2 protein-coding genes and 1 pseudogene are annotated in these 2,186 nt (G+C 52.3%); all 3 read left to right on the plus strand.

What is annotated here, in order from left to right:
- Positions 1–254, plus strand: a 254-nt coding sequence (locus tag RTI30_RS14125) for a type II toxin-antitoxin system YhaV family toxin (RefSeq protein WP_312284135.1), incomplete at its 5' end; no start/stop codon positions are given.
- A 345-nt stretch (positions 255–599) separates the two neighbouring features.
- On the plus strand, positions 600–1,217 hold the full coding sequence (locus RTI30_RS14130; RefSeq protein ID WP_312284136.1) for a polysaccharide biosynthesis/export family protein: 618 nt from the start codon (positions 600–602) through the stop codon (positions 1,215–1,217).
- A 639-nt stretch (positions 1,218–1,856) separates the two neighbouring features.
- Positions 1,857–1,955 (plus strand): annotated as a pseudogene (locus RTI30_RS14135) (IS5/IS1182 family transposase); the annotation flags it as partial.
- Between the last annotated feature and the right edge of the window lie 231 nt (positions 1,956–2,186).

Raw genomic sequence — 2,186 nt, forward strand, 5'->3', positions numbered from 1 at the left:
GCGCCAAGTTCTTTCAGCAATACCGGCTGTTTTTCCGCTACCACGCGCCAAGCAAGGTGATCGTATTTGCTTGGATCAACGACGAGGAAACCAAGCGCGCCTACGAGAGTGGCGATGACGCCTACCGAATATTCCGCAAGATGCTGGAGAGCGGACATCCACCTGATGACTGGGATCAGTTGTTGGTCGAGGCGCGTGCCGAGGGGGACCGCTTGAATCGCGTCGCGGCAGTAGTGGCACAGGGGCAACCCTGATTTGACAGGCCGCCGGGACGTTGCCCCAGTTTGGTCTCATCTAATGGGATGAACGTCTCCTTCCCCCAAGCGTGGTCCGATGCCTCGATGGAGGATCTACTGAGCAAGCAACAGTAGGTTCATCCCATTAGTCAACAATAGCTCCCGACTGCCAACAACCCGGATCTTTTCTCGATGAATAGGGATGTTGCCAGGCAACCCTCCCTCCAGCCGTAACTATCTTGAAAACAACAAGATCTCTTCAATCCAACCGCCAGTTCCCCTCATCCCAAGGTTTGCCCTACCTTCCCAGCCCCCGTCCTGATAAAATCTATTCATTGCCATGCGTTTTACAGGAAATTCTTCATGCCTTGCCGACCCCCTCACTGGAAGCTCTTAGGCCTGATACTAGCGGTGAGCGGCCTCGCTGGTTGCTCTGCCTATATGCCGTACGCAGGACCACGAGTCGGTGCCGTGGAGCAGGTCGGGCACAATAAAACCTTGGATGGCATCCAGCTGGTCAACGTCAACTATGCCTTGGCCCACGAGATCAAAGACCGTATCGAAAAGCCAAAGCTGAATCATCTGCAGTATTTCACCAACCCCAATCCTCAACTCTACACGGTAGGACCCGGCGATACGTTGCAGGTCTATATCTGGGAAGCACCTCCTGCCATGCTCTTTGCAACCAGTACTGGGTCTACTGGCGTAGGTGCAGGCAGCGGTTCGATCATGACCGCAATCCCAGCACAAATGGTCGGCAGCAATGGCGAAATCACCGTCCCCTTCGCCGGCCCCATTCCCTGTGCCGGAAAAACCTTAGACGAGATTGCCGCTGAGATTCGTACGCGCCTCAAAAATATGGCCCACGACCCCCAGGTGGTGGTACATCTAGTCAATAACCATGCCCAGAGCATTTCTGTAGTGGGTAATGTGCACAAGAGCACCCAAGTACCCTTGATCCCTGGTGGCTTCGGAGGCTGAAACTGACAGTATATCTTGCACCACAATAAGTTACATTATTTGATATTATTCATCATTTTATAAAAATTATACCCAAACGTTCCGCCGGGCATATCGACCACTAAGGTCACTTTATGTATTTTTTTAGCGCTCGTTTATGCGAATATGTAATTGTCTACTATATGACCATTAGCCAGAAATTCTCCTGCTAGATTTGTGGCTATCAGCGGTCCGCCATACGATCTTCATGCAACAACTGAGAGTCGGAGATAGCGCCCAAAGAACACCCCCCTTGAGGGGGCATGAAGCCCATCTTCAATGCTTGGATTTCCTACCTCGCCACATCGATGGAGGACATCATCTCAGAAAGCCCAGCCGTGCGCCTGATCTCCCGAGCGATACCCTCACAAAATCCGCCAGATGACTCGCCAAAGGATCCGCAACAAGCACATATTCATGGCTTAACTAGCAGAAATCATGTATAGTATTTCGCCTACTCGACTACTAAATAGATTCGCCAGATGAGCGGTGACAGCCCTACCCAGTTTGAACCACCATTCCCGTCGGTAACCTCCGTCAACTCGGTGCCGGATTGGCTCACGATCTGGTTCAAAATGCCGTGCGCCTCGATGCGCAGTTGCCTGCCGGCGCCGGACGATCACGCGCTATCGGGGATTGGCCAAGAATGGGGCTCAGCTCACCACGCTATTTGCCTTGGTCAACTTGTACCTGCTGCGGAGATATCTGCTAGCCGCGTAGGGGGTGGTGTGGCAACAATCCGAGAATTCTCGAGAAAAGTGGGATAATTCGGGGGGTAAAGGGCCTGAGGACAGGGTACTTGCACCAATATTGAGTACAAGACACGCTTTTTGGCCTAGATCCGATGTTCCTTAAGAGGATGCTGAAAAAGTCCGTGGTATAATTGCGTAACGTTAGAAATCTGGGAGTTGCGTCATGCGCGGAGCCAAGGTGGAGACCCAAGGGATGTTC

Source organism: Candidatus Igneacidithiobacillus taiwanensis (assembly GCF_031962545.1).
In the GTDB taxonomy this organism is placed as follows: domain Bacteria; phylum Pseudomonadota; class Gammaproteobacteria; order Acidithiobacillales; family Acidithiobacillaceae; genus Igneacidithiobacillus; species Igneacidithiobacillus taiwanensis.